Here is a 14,646-nt window from a genome sequence, read left to right as displayed (position 1 = left end):
CGCAGCAACAGGGGGAACGATGCACAGGTTCAGGACTCACGTATCCCGTAGCGCTCCCAGAAGCGGCGGAGCGGGCCGGGTGCCCACCAGTTCCATCTGCCAAGCAACTTCATCGTCGCGGGAACGAGCAGCGCTCGGACAATCGTCGCGTCGACCAGCAGCGCGACCAGCATGCCGACGCCGATCATCTTCATGAACACGATGCCGCTGGTCGAGAACCCGCCGATGACCACGGCGAGCAGCAGAGCAGCCGAGGTGATGATCCGACCGGTCTTCTGAACCCCGACCGCCACCGCGTCGGTGTTCCTCTCGGACGGTGACATGCCGGAGCCGGCCGTCCTGTCCCACTGCTCGCGCACCCGACTCAGCAGGAAGACCTCGTAGTCCATCGACAGTCCGACCAGGATCGCCAGCATGAAGATCGGCTGGGTCGCGTCGAGGAAGCCGGTCGAGCTGTAGTCGAGGAATCCCTCGAGCCGGCCGTCGGCGAAGATCCAGGTGATCACGCCGAAGGACGCGCTGATCGAGAGCAGGTTCATCAGCACCGCCTTGACCGGCAGCACCACCGAGCCGAACGCGAGGAACAGCAGCACCATCATCACCGCGATGATGATGCCGGCCATCCAGGGCAGGTGCGCCTTGATCGAGGCCAGCAGGTCGACCGTGTCGGCACTCAGACCACCGATGAGAACTTTGTCGCCCCCGGGGCCGGGCACGTCGCGCAGGTCCTCGACGATGTCGAGGGACTTCTGGTCCTGGCTGTTGCCCGCCCAGGTCGCACGGAGCAGGGTCTTGCCGTTCTCCTGGGCGAGCACCGTGGCGTCGACGTCGACAGCCGCCGTCGCCTTGCTGATGTAGGCGGTCACCTCGTCCTGGTCGGTCGTGTCGAGCAGGACGTTGGCCGAGGACTTCTCACCCACGAACTTGTCGTTGATCTCCTCCGCAGCGATGTGCGCCGGGTGGTCCGGCGGCAGCACCCGGTAGTCGACCGAACCCCACTTCACGCCGAGGAACGGCGAGGCGACCAGGAGCAGCAGGCCGACGATCGCGACCATCACGATGACCGGACGCTTCATGACGGCGTGGGCGAGGCGGGCCCAGGCGCCGTGCTCGGTGTCGGTGCTGACGGGCTTGTTCTTCTTCCACGGCATCCGGCCCTTGTCGATCCGCCGACCCAGCAGGACCAGCACCGCCGGGAGGATCGTCAGCGCGGTGACGACGCCGATCAGCGTCGCCGCGATGCCGCCGTACCCGAGGCTGCGCAGGAAGTTCTGCGGGAAGACGAGCAGGGCTGACATCGCGGCAGCGACGGTGAAGCCGGAGAACAGGACGGTGCGCCCCGCCGTACCGAGGGTGATCCGCATGGCCTTCTTCGGCGCCTCGTCGTCGTCCTCGGGGAGCCCGGCGAGCTCCTCACGGAAGCGGCTGATGATGAACAGCGCGTAGTCGATCGCCAGACCCATGCCGAGCAGGGAGATGACGTTGATCGAGAAGATCGAGACCTCGCCGAAGTTGGTGATCAGCCGGACGATGCCGAGCGCACCGAGCACCGAGATCGCGCCGACCATCACCGGCATCGCAGCGGCTACGAGGCTGCCGAAGATCAGCAACGACAGGATGAGCACGATCGGCAGCGTGATCAGCTCGGCCCGCGCGAGGTCCTCGCTGACGGTTTCGTTGACGCCCGTGTAGACGGCCCAGGGTCCGGCGATGTGCAGGCTGAGCCCGTCGTCGACCTCCTTCTCCAGGATGGGCAGGATCAGCTCGTTGTTGTCGCTCTGGTCGTCCTGGCCGTCGCCGGCCAGGGAGATCAGCACCTGGACGGCATGACCACCGTCACCCACCAGCCCGGCGTCCTTCCCGGCCGGCATCCACGGTGTGAGCACCGAGGTCACCGCGGACTCCGGGATCCGCTCCAGTCGGGCGTCGACCGCGGCGCTGAACGCCGGGTCGTCCGCCGTCAGGGTCTTGCTCTGGTAGAGCAGCACCACGTCGACGTTCTTGTTTCCGAACGCTTCCTGCTCCTGGACCAGCTCCTTGGCCGCATCGCTGGCCGGGTCGTCGAAGCCGCCCTTGCCGAGGGAGTCGAAGACACCGAGCCCGTAGCCGGCGGCGGCGATCGTGACGACGATCCCGGTGACCAGCACAGCGCGGGCTCGGTGGAGGAGGACCTGGGTCCAGCGGTTCAGCATGACAACTCCTGCGAGTCGAGTACGTCCGGTGATCGCGCGGGCCCGGTGTCAGGCCTGCCGAGATCTGTTTACAGCGTTAACTGTAAACGGTGTAAACTACGATTCGTCAAGTCAGATTGCTGTGACCCCCGTCGCGGACCCGAAGGAGCCTCGTGCCGACCAATCGCGAGCAGGCGCACGCCGCGACCACGGCGCGCATCGTCACCGCCGCGCGCACGCTGCTGGCCTCGCGCTCCGAGGTGACGCTGCGTGCGGTGGCCCGCGAGATCGGCATGACCGCGCCGGGCCTCTACCGGTACGCCGCCAGCCACGAGGACCTCATCCTCATGGTCGCGCTCGCGATCGACGCCGACGTGGCGAACCGCATCAAGGTCGTGGCCGACCAGCAACCGGCCGACGATCCGGCTGCGCGCCTGGTCGCCGCGGCGGTCGAGTTCCGGCAGTGGGCGTTGGGCAACCGCGAGGAGTTCGCGCTCGTCTTCACCAACGTGGACGTCGAGTGCCTGGACGACCTCAACGACGACTCGTCCACCGGCGTGCTGTTCTCCGAGCTGCTGTTCGCGCTCTGGGTCGAGAAGCAGTTCCCCATCCCGCGGCTCGACGACCTGGACCCGGGTCTCGCCGAGATCCTCCGCGACCCGCAGACGCCGGCCGACGTGACCGGCGTACCGGACGAGCTCCGGGGTCTGATCTGGGTGCTCGAGCGGTCGTGGTCCCGGCTCTACGGCACCGTGACGCTCGAGGTGTTCCGCCACGTCGATCCGCGCCTGGTCGAGCAGGCGCACCTGTTCCGCGCGATGATCGAGGACCAGGCCGGACCGCTGGGACTGGTCGAGGACCTGCCGCGGTTGCGCGACCTGATCACGCGGCTGCTGTCGGCCTAGCGGCCGTTGGCTCTACCTGCTCTGGCTCTACCTGCTCTGGAACAGCCCCATCAGGTTGCCCTCGACGTCCTTGAAGTACGCCGCGTAGCCGATGTCACCGACCTCCTGGCGCCCGAGGATCGCGGACCCGCCGAGCGACTCGATCGTGGCGAGCGCCTCGTCGATGTCGTCCACGTCGATGGTGATCACCGGACGGTCCGTCGGCGACTCCCGCTTGAGCATCCCGCCGCCGATGTAGCCGTTCTCGGTCGGCCGACCGGTGCCCTTGTCGGTGGGGCCTGACTGCACGATCGAGTAGTGCGCCTCGGGGAAGTCGAGGATGCGCCAGCCGAAAGCATCGGCGTAGAACTTCTGCGCGCGGTCCTTGTCGTCGTAAGGGATCTCGAAGTGCACGACACGTCCAGTCATGGGGGCATCGTACTGGGCCCGCAGTCGTGTGCCTCAGCGCGTCACCGGTGACGCGCTCGGGCACACAACCCCTACCCGATCGCCTTCGCCGCAGCCCGGCCCGCGGTCCGCCCGCTGAAGATGCAGCCGCCGAGGAAGGTCCCCTCGAGCGCGTTGTAGCCGTGGACGCCGCCACCACCGAAACCGGCGACCTCGCCGGCGGCGTACACGCCGGGGAGGGGCTCGCCGTCGGGGCGGAGCACGCGGGCGTCGAGGTCGGTGTGCAGGCCACCGAGGGTCTTGCGGGTGAGGATGTTGAGCCGCACCGCGATGAGCGGACCGTTCTTCGGGTCGTTGAACTTGTGCGGCGACGCCACCCGGATCAGCTTGTCCCCCCGGTAGCTGCGGTGGCCGCGCAGGTAGGTGATCTGGATGTCCTTGGTGTACTCGTTGTCGAGCTCGCGGTCGCGCTCGGTGATGGTCTTGGTGAGCCCCTCGACGGTGATCAGGTCGTCGCCGGACACCTTGTTCATGCCGGCGACGAGGTCGGTGATGTTGTCCGCGACGACGAAGTCCTCGCCGTGCTGCTTGAACGCCTCGACCGGTCCGGGTGCACCCGCCTTCACCCGCGACAGCAGGAGCTTGATGTCCTTGTTGGTCAGGTCGGGGTTCTGCTCGGAACCCGACAGCGCGAACTCCTTCTCGATCACCTTCTGGGTCAGCACGAACCACGAGTAGTCGTAGCCGGTGCGCATGATCGCGCCGAGGGTGCCGAGGGTGTCGAAGCCCGGCAGGTACGGCGCCCCGAACCGCTCGCCGGTGGCCGACAGCCAGAGCGACGAAGGCCCCGGCAGGATCCGGATGCCGTGGTTCTCCCAGATCGGGTCCCAGTTGCGCAGGCCCTCGGTGTAGTGCCACATCCGGTCCGGGTTGATGATCTCGGCGCCGGCCGCCTCGGTGATGAACTGCATCCGCCCGTCCACGTGCGCGGGGACGCCGGCCACCATGAACTTGGGCGGCTCGCCGAGGCGGTCGACCGGCCACTGCTTGCGGACCTGGTCGTGGTTGCCGCCGATGCCGCCGGACGTGACGATCACGGCCTGGGCGGAGTAGGTGAAGTCGCCGATCTCGGTGCGGTTGGATGCACGTCCGCGCTCCATGTCGTCGTCGGCGAGCAGCGCTCCGGTCACGCCGGTGCAGGTGCCGTCGGTCATGACCAGGTCGTCGACCCGGTGCCGGTGGCAGATCTCGACGAGGCCCTTGGCGACGGCCTCGCGCACGCGCCGCTCGAACGGGGCGACCACGCCGGGGCCGGTGCCCCAGGTCAGGTGGAACCGCGGGACCGAGTTGCCGTGCCCGCCGGCGAGACCGCCGCCGCGCTCGGCCCAGCCCACGACCGGGAAGACCCGCAGGCCCTGGTCGTAGAGCCACTGGCGCTTCTCCCCGGCGGCGAACCCGACGTACGCCTCGGCCCACTTGCGCGGCCAGTGGTCGGACTCGCGGTCGAACTGGGCGCTGCCCATCCAGTCCTGGAGGGCGAGGTCGTAGGAGTCCTTGATCCCCATCCGTCGCTGCTCGGGGGTGTCGACGAGGAACAGCCCGCCGAGCGACCAGAACGCCTGACCACCCAGGCTCTGCGCCGGCTCCTGGTCGAGCAGGAGCACCTTCTTGCCCGCGTCGGCGAGCTCGGCGGTGGCGACGAGACCGGCGAGACCGGCCCCGACGACGATGACGTCGGCATCAGTAGGCATGCAAGGGAGGCTACCCAGTGGCCCGACCCGCCGCTGCACGTCCGCCTAGTCTGGGTGGCATGGCAGAGCCCTCCGCGACCCTGCGCGATCCTGCGCACCGGGTCTCGCCGCGAGCCCCGTACCTCTGGCTGCTCGGCGCCTCGTTCCGATCGCTGTTCGTCGCCGGTGTGGGCGTCCTCGCCGTCCTCGCCTGGGGCGCCTCGATCCCGACGTGGGCCTGGATCGCGTACGTCGTCGCGGCGGTCGCCTACACCCTGGTGATGCCTCAGTTCCGCTACCGGGTCCACCGCTGGGAGACCACCGAGACGGCCGTGTACACCCAGCGCGGTTGGCTCTCGCGCGAACGCCGGATCGCGCCGATGTCGCGGGTGCAGACGGTCGACTTCCAGCAGACCGTCGTGGCGCGGCTTTTCGGCCTCGCGAGCGTCACGGTCACCACCGCCTCCGCCGCCGGCCCGCTGCAGATCGAGGACCTCGACGCCGACGTCGCCCAACGCCTGGTCGACGACCTGACCCGGCGAGCGGAAGCCGATCGGGGCGACGCCACTTGAGCACGCCGAGCTCCGAGCCGCCGCCGGGGCAGCCGCCGGGGCCGCAGACCGGGCCGGAGACCGAGCTGGAGCACGACGCCGTCTGGCGCCGGCTCGACCTCCGGATGCTGCTGGTGCACCCGGTCAACGAGGTGATCCGGTTCCTGCCGTTCCTCGTCGGCGTCTTCCTGCTCGGCTCCGGCGGCGAGGATGGCGGCCCGTGGCACTACCTGGGCGTCGCGGTCCCGATCGCCATCGGTCTGTTCCGGTTCTTCAGCACCCGGTTCCGGATCACGTCGGGTCAGATCGAGCTGCGTCGCGGCATCCTCGGGCGCAGCGTGCTCACCGCCCCGCTCGACCGGGTCCGCACCGTCGAGCTGACGGCGTCCCCGATCCACCGGGTGCTCCAGCTGGAGAAGGTGGTGATCGGGACCGGCAGCGCCGGGAGCGGCTCATCGGGCGGCCTGACCCTGGACGCGCTCGGGAACGCCGAGGCGCACCGGCTGCGTGCCGAGCTGCTCGACCGCGCCGGGAGCACTGTCCCGGCAGAGCCCGGAGAGATCGCGTCCGTCGCCCCCGGCGAGGTCCTGCTCCGCTTCGACCCGGGTTGGGCCCGGTACGCGCCCCTGACCACCTCGGGCCTGCTCGTCGCGCTGGCCGCCGTGGGCGCCGCCGCCGGGCCCTTCTTCGGCAACAACCTCGAGGTCCGCGTTGCGAACTCCTCGGCCGTCGACCAGGTGCGCGAGGTCGCGCTGCCGCTGCTCCTGGGCGCCGGACTGGTCGGTCTCCTCGTCATCGCCTCGGTGCTCGGCATCCTGGGTTACCTGCTCGGGAACTGGGACTTCACGCTCACCCGCAACAGCACCCAGCGGACCTTCGACGTACGTCGCGGGGCGCTGACCACCCGCGCCACCACCATCGACCTCGACCGCCTGCGCGGTGTCGAGGTGCACGAGCCGCTCGGCCTGCGCCTGGCGGGAGGAGGTCGGCTCAACGCGGTCGTCACCGGCTTCGGGCGGCGTACGGCGGAGAGCAAGTCACCGCTCGTCCCGGCTGCTCCGCAGCAGGTCGTCCACGGCGTCGCCGAGCTCGTGCTCGAGGAGCGGTCACCCCTGGAGGTGCCGCTGAGCCAGCACGGTCCGGCCGCGCGTCGCCGGCGCTACCTCCGCGCGGTCGTGCCCGGGCTCGTCGTCGTGGCGGTGCTGGTGCTCGCTGCCGCAGCGGGCGACTGGCCCTGGCCGCTCGCCGTGCTCTCCCTCGCGCTGCCGGTGGCGGGCGCGTTCCTGGCGCGCGACCGGTACCGCCGTCTCGGCCACGCGCTCACGCCCGGTTACGTGGTGGTCCGCTGGGGATCGCTGCGCGGTCGGCGCGACGCGTTGGCCCGCACCGGGATCATCGGCTGGAACATCACCCAGACGTTCTTCCAGCGCCGCGCGGGCCTGGTCAGCCTGACGGCCACGACCGCAGCAGGGCAGCAGTCCTACGAGATCCTCGACGTGCCCGAGGACGTGGCGGTCGCGTTCGCTGCGGAGGCCGTGCCCGGCCTGGTCGAGCAGTTCCTGACCCGGCAGGAAAGTGCACCTCCAGCCCGCTGACCTGGCAGCAATGTGCAGCACGCTGCGCACATTGCTGCCAGGTCAGCGGGGTCTATCTGCACATTGCTGCCGGGTCGGCGTCAGATCAGCTTCTTGAACACCGGCATCGGGGCGTGCTTCATCACGACGCCGAGCGGTGCCCACGGCAACGCCGGTACGGCGGCCGAGCCGACCTCGCGCTCGATGGCCGACACCATCGCCTTCACGCCCTTCTGGGTGCTCGCCATGAGCGGTGTCGACTGCTCGACCTTTTCGTTCATCTCCGAGGCGATGTAGCCCGGGTAGAGCACCGTGACCTTGATCGGCTTGCCGTACAGCTCGGCGCGCAGGCCCTCGGCGAGGTGGGCGACGCCGGCCTTCGTGGCGGCGTACGTCGTCAGCGTCTTGGGCATGCCGCGCACGGCCGACATCGAGCTGATCATCACGAAGTGACCGGCGTTCTGCTCGCGGAAGATCTCCATGGCCGCCTCGGACTGGCAGAGCGCCGCGACGAAGTTCGTCATCGCGGTCTCGCGGTTGGCGTCGTACCGACCGGTGCCGAGCGGCGCACCTTTCCCGAGGCCGGCATTGATGATGATCTTGTCGATCGTGCCGAAGTCGGTCTTGAACGCGCGGAACACCTCGAAGACCTGGTCGTCGTTCGTCACGTCCAGCGCGCGCAGCTCGACGCGGCGGTCGGGGTCCGCAGCGAGGATCTCGCTCTTGAGGGCCTCGAGCTTCTCGGTGCGCCGGGCGCACAGCGCCAGGTCGTACCCCTTCGCGGCGAACTGCCGGGCCATCTCGGCGCCGAGTCCGCTGCTCGCGCCGGTGATCAGGATGGTCTTGCTCATGGGGATTCCTTTCGGCTCACCGCGTCTCGACAGGCTCGACGACCGGTCAGCGGTAGGTCACGGCGCCGGCGACGGCGTCGAGGTGGGACTGGTCGTTGTAGGTCAGCAGGTTCAAGCCGGTCGAGCCGGAGACCACCCGGGTCAGTGCCGAGTTCACCGTCATCCGGTTGAGACGGCCCCACAACCCCCGCAGCTGCGTGTCCAAGGAGCCGGGATCGGCGAGCACCTCGGCCACCGCGAGCCCGATCGGACCGCCGGAGGTGAACACGGCGACGGTTCCGACCGTGGCCAGCTCGACGGTCCGCTCGAGAGCGTCGTGCACGCGAGCCGCGAAGTCGGCGAAGGTCTCGTCGTATGGGCGGTCCACGCCGGCCATCCACGCCTCGGTCGCCTCCTCGAAGAGACGCTGGAACTCGGCCTTGGTCGGCTCGGGCCCGTACTCGTGCGGGTGCATGGCGAGGACGGACAGGAAGTCGAACTCGTCCCACCCGGCGTCGATGCTCGGCTCGGCCGACCAGCCGGCGGCGGCTGCACAGGTCTCGGCGGTCTCCCGGTGCCGGCGCATGGTGCCGTGCACGACAGCGTCGACGCCGATCCCGCGAGCGCCGAGCGCCTCGCCGAGCAGGCGCGACTGCTCGAAGCCGAGCGGCGAGAGCGCGTCGTAGTTCTCCGCTCCGAAGGACGCCTGGCCGTGCCGGACGAGAAGGATCTGGCCCACCTAGATCGTCCCCGCGATGACCCGGAGGCAGCGGTCCTCGTAGTAGTGCACCGCCTGGCCGAACATCGCGTACATCTCGTTGGTGGTCTGGCCGTGGAAGTAGCGGTAGTAGATCTGCTGGGCGATCACGGCGAAGCGGAACAGTCCGTAGACCTCGTAGAACTTCCACTGCTCGGCGTCGACGGAGTAACCCATCTGGTCGCAGTAGTACTCCACGAACTCCGCGCGGGTGAACATCCCCGGCACGTTGCTCGGCTGCCGTCGTACGAGCTGGAAGCCCTCGTCGTCGTCGGCCTGCACCCAGTAGGCGAGCGTGCCCCCGAGGTCCATCAACGGATCGCCGAGGGTGGCCATCTCCCAGTCGAGGACGCCGATGACCGTGCTCGGGTCCGACTTGTCGAGGATCACGTTGTCGAACCGGAAGTCGTTGTGGATCACGCAGTTGGCGACATCGGCCGGCATCCGCTCGGCGAGCCAGTCCATCACCTTCTCGAACCCGGGAGCGTCGTCGGTGACCGCGTTGCGGTAGCGCCCGGACCAGCCGGTGATCTGGCGCTCGACGTACCCGGTGCCCTTGCCCATCGCCGCGATCTCCGGGATCGACGTGTCGACCCGGTGCAGCTTGATCAGGGTGTCGACGAAGGTGCGGCACAGCGCCCGGACCTGGTCGGGATCCAGGCTCTCCAGCTCGGGGGGAAGGTCCCGGCGAGGGATCAGTCCGTCGACGCGCTGCATCACGTAGAACTCCGAGCCGATCACTGACTCGTCGTCGCAGAACGCGACCATGTCCGGGACCAGACCGAACGGCCCCTTGAGCGCGGACTGGATCCGGAACTCGCGGCCCATGTCGTGCGCCCCGGCAGCCTTCTTGCCCGCTGGCGGCCGTCGCAGGATCAGGTCCTGGTCAGCAGTCCGCAACGAGTAGGTGAGGTTCGAGGCGCCACCGCCGAACTGCTGGATCTCGACGTCGCCGACGAGGTGGACGCCATGACCGGCCAACCAGGTGCGGACGGCGTCCAGGTCGAACGCGTCCTCCTCGCGGACGGAGCTGGCGCCCTCGATCTCACTCATGTCACTCCATCGCGTTCAGTCGGGCGGCCTGCTTGCGCATGATCGCGTTGTACCCCTCGCGGTCGGCGACCTTCAACCCGTACGCCGCCTGCGCAGCCTCGTCCGGGAGGATCAGCTCGTCGCCGTTGTCGAGCCCCGCGAGCACCGCGGCCGCGATGTCGTCAGCGCTGACCGGCGAGTTCGCCACGAGGGCGCCGATCACCGAGCCGACCGCGACATCGGTGCCCTGCATGTTCTCGATCAGCGGGGTCCGGAAGTACGACGGGCAGACCACGGCGACCTTGATCCCGTACTCGGCGAGCTCGTGGCTCATGGTCTCGGAGAACGCGACGACCGCAGCCTTCACAGCGTTGTAGGAGCCCATCCCGGCGGGGTGCACCAGTCCGGCGAGCGAGGCGGTGTTCACGATCGTGCCCGACCCCTGCCGCTTCATCATCGGGACGAAGGCACGGGTGCCGCGGACCACTCCGAAGAGGTTGATCTCGGTGATCCACTGCCACTCGTCGAGGCCGGCGACGTCGATGCGGCCGCCGCCGGCGACACCGGCGTTGTTGAAGAGCAGGTCGACTCCGCCCCACTCGCGGTCCGCCCAGGCAACGGCGTCCGACCAGTCCTGGTCCGAACGGACGTCCAGCGTCAGGTAACCGACCCCGTCGATCGGCTCGTCGGGCAGGTTGACGTCGGCGCTGAGGACCTGGGCGCCCCGGGCCACCAGGGCGCGGCAGAGCGCAGCTCCCAGCCCCGACGCGCCACCCGTCACGACGGCGCGGGTCGGTACCTGGCCGGGCTCGACCCGCGGAGAGGTCGAGGCGACCGGGACGTTCGCCTCGTCGGTGCGCTCGGACATCAGAGGTACTTGCTGATCTCGATGCGCGCGACGACGCCGCGGTGGACCTCGTCCGGCCCGTCGGCCAGACGCAGCGCGCGGGCGTTGGTCCACATCGCCGAGAGCGGGAAGTCCTGCGACATGCCGCCACCACCGTGCAGCTGGATCGCCATGTCGATCACCTGCTGCGCGACGTTGGGGACGATGACCTTGATCTGGCTGACTTCCGACAGCGCGTTCATCGGGCCGCCGACGTCGAGCTTCCAGGCGGCGTTGAGGACGAGAAGCCGGGCCTGGTCGATGGCGATACGCGCGTCCGCGATCCGCTCCGGGTTGCCGCCGAGCTTGATCAGGGGCTTGCCGAACGCGGTGCGGGACATCCCGCGCTTGATCGCCAGCTCGAGCGCGACCTCGGCCTGGCCGAGCAGCCGCATGCAGTGGTGGATCCGGCCGGGGCCGAGACGGCCCTGGGCGATCTCGAAGGCCCGACCCTCCCCGAGCAGGATGTTCGCCTTCGGCACCCGCACGTTGTCGAAGGAGACCTGGCCGTGGCCGACCGGCTCGTCGAAGACGTTGTTGGTCGACAGCATCCGGTCGATGGTCACGCCCGGGCTGTCGAGCGGGACGAGCACCATCGTGTGCCGGTGGTGGCGGTCGGCGTCGGGGTCCGCGAGGCCCATGAAGATCATGATCTTGCAGTCGGGGTGACCGACGCCGGTGGAGAACCACTTGGTGCCGTTGATGAGCACCTCGTCGCCGTCCACGATCGCGGTCGCGGCCATGTTGGTGGCGTCCGAGGACGCGACCCCGGGCTCGGTCATGCCGAAGGCCGAGCGGATCTGACCGTCGAGCAACGGCTCGAGCCACTCCTTCTTCTGCTCCTCGGTGCCGTACTTGAGCAGCACCTCCATGTTGCCGGTGTCCGGGGCGTTGCAGTTGAAGACGTACGGCGCCAGGAAGGTCGCGCGGCCCATCAGCTCGGCGAGTGGCGCGTAGTCGGAGTTGCTCAGCCCGGCGCCCCCGTGGGTGCCGAACTGCTCGGCGTACGGCTGGTCGTGACCGACGGGGAGGAAGAGGTTCCACAGACCCTGGGCGCGGGCCTTGGCGCGGAGCTCGCCCATGATCGGGGACTCTGCCCACGTGCCCGCGGCGCGGGCCTCGGCGACGTCGCGGTGGTAGGCGTCCTGCACCGGTTCGATCTCGTCGGTGACGAAGGCCGAGACCAGCTCGGCGAGTTCAGCGGCGCGCGGGGAGAGCGAGAAGTCCATGACGCTGACAGTAGCGCTGTCACAGTGGTGAGGAAACAGCCGGGCGTCGCTAGCTCGCTGCGTCCGGTGCGGCGAAAGGCAGCGTCCGAGGTCACCACGTCTCGACAAGCTCGACGACCGGGGGACGTCGCTGGCGCTAGTCGCAGGCGCTCTCCGTGCGGACCCCGTTGGGGGCGGCAACCATGCCGGGCGTGTGGTTGAGGACCACGTCGCCGTCCTGACCCTTGGCGGTGATCATCTCGACGGTCACGTTGGTCTGCTCGCCCGGGCTCAGCGTCACCGGGAGGAAGGCGACCTGGTGGCCGAAGTGCTGGTCGGCGGTGACCGACGAGTCCTTGCCGTCGACGCTCATCGAGGTGATCGTGCCGCCGTACGAGCCGTAGATCCGCAGGTTGAACGCGATCCGACCCTGCTTGGCGAACTCGCCGGTGCCCAGGACGTACGGGCCGAGCGGCTTGAAGTTCTTCGGCATCGTCGACTTGAACGCGATGCTCGCGCGCAGTCCCTGCGAGCCGTTCTCGCGGCACTCCACCGCCGTCACCGAGGTCCGGTACTGGAGGTAGTAGTCCATCTTCCCGGCGGTCGCGTCGTTGATGTACATCCCGACGACCGGGGTACTGCCAGTGTCGCGGGTCAGTCCGCCGCTGATCGCTGTCCCGGCCAGGCGCGCCTGCTCCTCGGGCCGGTTCGACCAGAGCATCACCCGGTGCTCGCTGGTGCTCGTGCCGAGGCCCTTGACGGCTGTCTGCTGGCTGCCCTGGCCGGACATCACGGCGTTGAAGATCGTCTTCGCGGCGGCCTTGAAGAAGTCGTCCTGGCCGGTCGGGTCCTGGGTCTGCACGTAGACCTGGTTGAGCAGCTGCGGCACGACGGTCGCCGCGGTCAGCGTCTTGCCCGCCACCTGCACCGGTCCGGTTCCGGCCAGCATGTACGCCAGCGCGACCGGGTCGACGGAGACGACGCCGTCCACGTCCACCCCGATCTTGCGCTTGACCATCACCCGGGCGACCTGGGCAGCCTGCGAGAAGTCCGGGGTGAAGTTGAGGTCGCGGGCGTCCTGCGCCATTGTGCTGTACATCCGCTTGGTGTCCTCGGGGAGCTTCACGACCGGGGCGGGGAAGGGGTTGAGGTCGCCGGCCGACCCCTGCCAGCCCATCGTCAACCGACCGCCCTCCGCGTGCAGGATCGCGAGCGACCCGGGAAGCCCCCCGGTCGAGCGCAGCTCGGCCGGGTTCTGGATCATCAGCAGGTAGTCGCGGGGCCCGGACTCGCCGAGCATCTGCGGCAGCAGGTCGAAGGCGGTAGCGGTGGCGGTGGAGGCCGAGCGGGCGTCGCCGAACTGGTCCTGCAGCTTGCCGACCATGTCGTTGAAGGGGAACAGCAGGGACCCGGCCCGGATGTCGTCGAGGTCCTTGCCGGCTTTCTCGATCGCCGCGGCGGCGCGGTCGACCTCAGGGGTGAGCTTCTTGACCTCGGCGAGGTTGATCCTGCCGTCGAACGGCTTGAAGGTGCCCTTGTCCAACGCCTCGGTGAGCTTGAGCGCGACCGGGGCATTGACCGAGGTGGCTGTGTCGAGCACCTCCGAGACCGTCTGGACCGCGCCGATGTTCCGCCCGAAGTACGGGATGTGACGCCCGAGGTCCCACAGCGGTCCCCCGGTCCGGGCGTGCGCCCGGTGCGCGTTCTCGCGCAGATCGGCCAGCGCTGAGCTGGCCGCGGCGAAGTCGCCCGCCTCGATCAGCGTCTTCACGCGGTCGGCGTCCTTGCGCGCCTCGAGCAGCGCGCGCGAGGCGGTGATGGCCTGCCAGGCGAACAGCACCACCAGGAAGAACGCGATCAGCACCAGGCCGATCACCACCTGTCGGCGGGAGATGTCCAGCTTCTGCGAGAGCGCCACAGAGGGAAGGTTAGACGGTGTGCCCCGGAAGCTCGGCGTGCTCCGCGCGACGACGAGCCACGATGGCGACGGTCGCACCCGACAGCAGCAGCCCGAGACCACCGAGCAGGACGGCTCGGTCCGGACCGCCGGTGTTCGCGAGCGACGCACCGTTCTCGCTCGGAGCAGCCGCTCCGCTGGCCTTCGGAAGCACCGTGATCGTCCGGCTGTCCTCCCAGGTCTTCGCAGCCGTCGACACCGAGCGACCGGAACCGCCGGCGTTGTCGTAGCTGCAGACGCCGGTCAGCGGAACCTTGGTGATCGAGGTGACCTCGGGGGCGGTGAACTTGGTGGCGAAGTCGGTGCCGCTGGAGGCCCGGCTGTCACCGTTCCAGTCCACCTCCCAGACACAGTCCACGTTGGACGCGGCCGTGGCGGTGAACGAGTCACCGGCGTAGATGACCTGGTGGTCGCTCGAGAGGCTGATCTGAACGTCGGGATAAGCCTGAGCGGTGGGGGAAAGCGCGAGCGAGGCCCAGATCGCGGCAATGGCCACGCCCAGGGCAAAGGCGAACTTCTTCATGATCGGACTCCCAGAACGAACGACATGAGGCCCGAAGACTCCCCCCGGATTCTTCGGTGGCTACAGGGGCTCAACGAGAGGAAGTGGGCAAAGTTACGGACGGGACGAAATTTCTCCGACCCGCCCCGGAACGTC

13 protein-coding genes are annotated in these 14,646 nt (G+C 69.1%); 3 read left to right on the top strand and 10 right to left on the bottom strand.

Annotated elements, in window-relative coordinates:
- Nucleotides 1–29: 29 nt before the first annotated feature.
- On the bottom strand, nucleotides 30–2,192 hold the full coding sequence (locus ABIE44_RS10055; RefSeq protein ID WP_209718658.1) for an MMPL family transporter: 2,163 nt from the start codon (nucleotides 2,190–2,192) through the stop codon (nucleotides 30–32).
- 152 nt (nucleotides 2,193–2,344) lie between these two features.
- On the opposite strand from ABIE44_RS10055, the gene ABIE44_RS10050 reads away from it, so the two are divergent.
- Nucleotides 2,345–3,076, top strand: a complete 732-nt coding sequence (locus ABIE44_RS10050) for a TetR/AcrR family transcriptional regulator (RefSeq protein WP_209718661.1) — start codon at nucleotides 2,345–2,347, stop codon at nucleotides 3,074–3,076.
- A 27-nt stretch (nucleotides 3,077–3,103) separates the two neighbouring features.
- Here ABIE44_RS10050 and ABIE44_RS10045 read toward each other — a convergent pair whose 3' ends face one another.
- Nucleotides 3,104–3,484, bottom strand: a complete 381-nt coding sequence (locus ABIE44_RS10045; RefSeq protein WP_209718666.1) for a VOC family protein — start codon at nucleotides 3,482–3,484, stop codon at nucleotides 3,104–3,106.
- A 71-nt stretch (nucleotides 3,485–3,555) separates the two neighbouring features.
- Nucleotides 3,556–5,214 (bottom strand): FAD-binding dehydrogenase, encoded by a 1,659-nt coding sequence (locus tag ABIE44_RS10040; RefSeq protein ID WP_209718669.1) that lies wholly within the window; start codon nucleotides 5,212–5,214, stop codon nucleotides 3,556–3,558.
- Between the two features lie 59 nt (nucleotides 5,215–5,273).
- On the opposite strand from ABIE44_RS10040, the gene ABIE44_RS10035 reads away from it, so the two are divergent.
- Together ABIE44_RS10035 and ABIE44_RS10030 are read left to right on the top strand one after the other, a co-directional pair.
- Complete coding sequence (locus tag ABIE44_RS10035; protein WP_209718672.1) at nucleotides 5,274–5,765, top strand: PH domain-containing protein; 492 nt, start codon at nucleotides 5,274–5,276, stop codon at nucleotides 5,763–5,765.
- Nucleotides 5,762–7,339 carry a PH domain-containing protein gene (locus tag ABIE44_RS10030; protein WP_209718675.1) on the top strand — a complete coding sequence of 526 codons (1,578 nt, stop codon included), beginning with the start codon at nucleotides 5,762–5,764 and terminating at the stop codon, nucleotides 7,337–7,339. Before ABIE44_RS10035 ends, ABIE44_RS10030 begins: the two co-directional genes overlap by 4 nt.
- An 80-nt stretch (nucleotides 7,340–7,419) precedes the next feature.
- Here the strand turns inward: ABIE44_RS10030 and ABIE44_RS10025 are convergent, their stop codons facing one another.
- The 7 genes from ABIE44_RS10025 to ABIE44_RS09995 form a co-directional block, all read right to left on the bottom strand.
- Nucleotides 7,420–8,169 (bottom strand): SDR family oxidoreductase, encoded by a 750-nt coding sequence (locus ABIE44_RS10025; RefSeq protein WP_209718678.1) that lies wholly within the window; start codon nucleotides 8,167–8,169, stop codon nucleotides 7,420–7,422.
- Between the two features lie 46 nt (nucleotides 8,170–8,215).
- Nucleotides 8,216–8,887 (bottom strand): histidine phosphatase family protein, encoded by a 672-nt coding sequence (locus ABIE44_RS10020; RefSeq protein ID WP_209718681.1) that lies wholly within the window; start codon nucleotides 8,885–8,887, stop codon nucleotides 8,216–8,218.
- Nucleotides 8,888–9,958 carry a phosphotransferase family protein gene (locus tag ABIE44_RS10015; protein WP_209718684.1) on the bottom strand — a complete coding sequence of 357 codons (1,071 nt, stop codon included), beginning with the start codon at nucleotides 9,956–9,958 and terminating at the stop codon, nucleotides 8,888–8,890.
- A 1-nt stretch (nucleotide 9,959) separates the two neighbouring features.
- Complete coding sequence (locus ABIE44_RS10010; RefSeq protein WP_209718688.1) at nucleotides 9,960–10,805, bottom strand: SDR family NAD(P)-dependent oxidoreductase; 846 nt, start codon at nucleotides 10,803–10,805, stop codon at nucleotides 9,960–9,962.
- Entirely contained in the window at nucleotides 10,805–12,052 is a 1,248-nt protein-coding gene (locus ABIE44_RS10005) for an acyl-CoA dehydrogenase family protein (protein WP_209718691.1), read from the bottom strand. The genes ABIE44_RS10010 and ABIE44_RS10005 overlap by 1 nt, the downstream gene beginning before the upstream one ends.
- A 136-nt stretch (nucleotides 12,053–12,188) precedes the next feature.
- Nucleotides 12,189–13,949, bottom strand: coding sequence for a DUF4012 domain-containing protein (locus ABIE44_RS10000; RefSeq protein WP_209718694.1), 1,761 nt, complete (start codon nucleotides 13,947–13,949; stop codon nucleotides 12,189–12,191).
- A 10-nt stretch (nucleotides 13,950–13,959) separates the two neighbouring features.
- The gene (locus ABIE44_RS09995; protein ID WP_209718697.1) at nucleotides 13,960–14,511 is read right to left on the bottom strand and encodes a hypothetical protein; all 552 of its coding nucleotides are present in this window, start codon (nucleotides 14,509–14,511) and stop codon (nucleotides 13,960–13,962) included.
- Nucleotides 14,512–14,646: the final 135 nt, after the last annotated feature.

It is taken from the genome of Marmoricola sp. OAE513 (genome assembly GCF_040546585.1).
Taxonomy (GTDB): domain Bacteria; phylum Actinomycetota; class Actinomycetes; order Propionibacteriales; family Nocardioidaceae; genus Marmoricola.
The sequence above is the reverse complement of the archived record's forward strand: the minus strand, read 5'-3'. Positions and strand labels throughout refer to the sequence as shown.

What these genes read in the sequence shown, in the direction of transcription:
- ABIE44_RS10055 (WP_209718658.1), bottom strand. Translation starts at nt 2,192, where the DNA reads ATGCTGAACCGCTGGACCCAGGTCCTCCTCCACCGAGCCCGCGCTGTG.
- ABIE44_RS10045 (WP_209718666.1), bottom strand. Translation starts at nt 3,484, where the DNA reads ATGACTGGACGTGTCGTGCACTTCGAGATCCCTTACGACGACAAGGAC.
- ABIE44_RS10040 (WP_209718669.1), bottom strand. Translation starts at nt 5,214, where the DNA reads ATGCCTACTGATGCCGACGTCATCGTCGTCGGGGCCGGTCTCGCCGGT.
- ABIE44_RS10035 (WP_209718672.1), top strand. Translation starts at nt 5,274, where the DNA reads ATGGCAGAGCCCTCCGCGACCCTGCGCGATCCTGCGCACCGGGTCTCG.
- ABIE44_RS10025 (WP_209718678.1), bottom strand. Translation starts at nt 8,169, where the DNA reads ATGAGCAAGACCATCCTGATCACCGGCGCGAGCAGCGGACTCGGCGCC.
- ABIE44_RS10015 (WP_209718684.1), bottom strand. Translation starts at nt 9,958, where the DNA reads ATGAGTGAGATCGAGGGCGCCAGCTCCGTCCGCGAGGAGGACGCGTTC.
- ABIE44_RS10010 (WP_209718688.1), bottom strand. Translation starts at nt 10,805, where the DNA reads ATGTCCGAGCGCACCGACGAGGCGAACGTCCCGGTCGCCTCGACCTCT.
- ABIE44_RS10005 (WP_209718691.1), bottom strand. Translation starts at nt 12,052, where the DNA reads ATGGACTTCTCGCTCTCCCCGCGCGCCGCTGAACTCGCCGAGCTGGTC.
- ABIE44_RS09995 (WP_209718697.1), bottom strand. Translation starts at nt 14,511, where the DNA reads ATGAAGAAGTTCGCCTTTGCCCTGGGCGTGGCCATTGCCGCGATCTGG.